The organism is Achromobacter spanius, assembly GCF_039673305.1.
GTDB lineage: Bacteria > Pseudomonadota > Gammaproteobacteria > Burkholderiales > Burkholderiaceae_B > Achromobacter > Achromobacter spanius_F.
The window spans coordinates 1-1,318 of record NZ_JBDJLJ010000126.1 but is presented as its reverse complement, the minus strand read 5'-3'; the positions used below and the strand labels follow the sequence as shown (position 1 = coordinate 1,318).

Below are 1,318 nucleotides of genomic sequence, written 5' to 3'. Positions count from 1 at the left end.
GCGCGGTCTCCCGGCCGCAGGAGGCCGACCGCCGCACCCTCTGGTGGCAGGCGCTCGGGCCCGACGCCGCCGCGCGCGCCGGCGCCGGCCTGGAACAGGCCGCCAGCCAGTTCGGGCTGGATTCTCGCACCCTGCAGCTCACGGCCGCGGCGCTCACGCCCCAGCTGCAGGATGCAACGGCCGATCCCGCCGCCGTGCTCTGGCAGGGCTGCGCGCAGGCCAGCCGCCGCCGGCTGGACGGCCTGGCCCAGCGCCTTGCTCCCGCGGCGCGCTGGGAAGACCTGGTGCTGCCCGAGCCGCAGTTGTCGGTGCTGCGCCAGATCGCCGCGCATCTGCGCCAGCGCTACCGGGTCCACCAGGACTGGGGCTTTGCTGCGGCGCAATCGCGCGGGCTGGGCCTGGCCACGCTGTTCACCGGCGAAAGCGGCACCGGCAAGACCATGGCCGCGGAAGCGCTGGCGCGCGAAACCGGGCTGGACCTGTACCGCATCGACCTGTCCGCGGTCGTCAGCAAGTACATCGGCGAAACCGAGAAGAACCTGCGCCGCCTGTTCGAAGCCGCCGAGGACGGCGGCGCGATCCTGCTGTTCGACGAAGCCGACGCGCTGTTCGGCAAGCGTTCGGAAGTCAAGGACAGCCACGACCGCTACGCCAACATCGAGATCAGCTACCTGCTGCAGCGCATGGAGTCCTATCGCGGGCTGGCGGTGCTGACCACGAACCTGAAGTCGAACCTGGACAGCGCCTTCCTGCGGCGCCTGCGCTTTGTCGTGCAGTTTCCCTTTCCCGACCTGGAACAGCGCGCCCGCATCTGGGACGGGGTGTTCCCGGCCGCCACGCCGACCCGCGGCCTGGATCCGCGCCAACTGGCGCGCCTGAACCTGACGGGCGGCAGCATCCGCAATGTCGCGCTGAACGCGGCCTTCCTGGCCGCCGACGCCGGCACCGAAGTCACCATGGCGCACGTGCTGCAAGCCGCGCACGCCGAAGCCGCCAAGCGCGAACGGCCGCTGGCCGACGCCGAAACCAGGGGATGGCCATGAAACCCGCAATACACCTGCATATCCGCGCGCTCAGCCTGCCCAGCCATGACGCCGCACAGCGCAATGCCTTCTTCGCCGCCATGGTGCATGAGCTGATCCGGCGCGCGTCGGAGAACGGCGGCGCGCCCGTCGACGCCAGCGCGGGCCGGGTGAGCGTCGTTGCCGGCACCGCGGGGGCGGGCGAGGCCAGCGCCCGGGCGGCGGGCGTGCGGGCCGCCCAGGCGGTGGCGGGCGCCGCGCGCGCCAAGACCTGAACCTTGCGCCCTCCAGGGAGG

Annotated in this window: 2 protein-coding genes; both read left to right on the top strand. The window is 72.5% G+C overall.

Going from position 1 to position 1,318, the window contains the following annotated elements; all coding sequences use genetic code 11:
* Positions 1-1,043, top strand: a 1,043-nt coding sequence (locus ABE485_RS31125; protein ID WP_346519104.1) for an ATP-binding protein, incomplete at its 5' end; no start/stop codon positions are given.
* Positions 1,040-1,297 carry a hypothetical protein gene (locus ABE485_RS31120; RefSeq protein ID WP_346519103.1) on the top strand — a complete coding sequence of 86 codons (258 nt, stop codon included), beginning with the start codon at positions 1,040-1,042 and terminating at the stop codon, positions 1,295-1,297. The genes ABE485_RS31125 and ABE485_RS31120, both read left to right, overlap by 4 nt.
* The last annotated feature ends 21 nt before the right edge of the window (positions 1,298-1,318 follow it).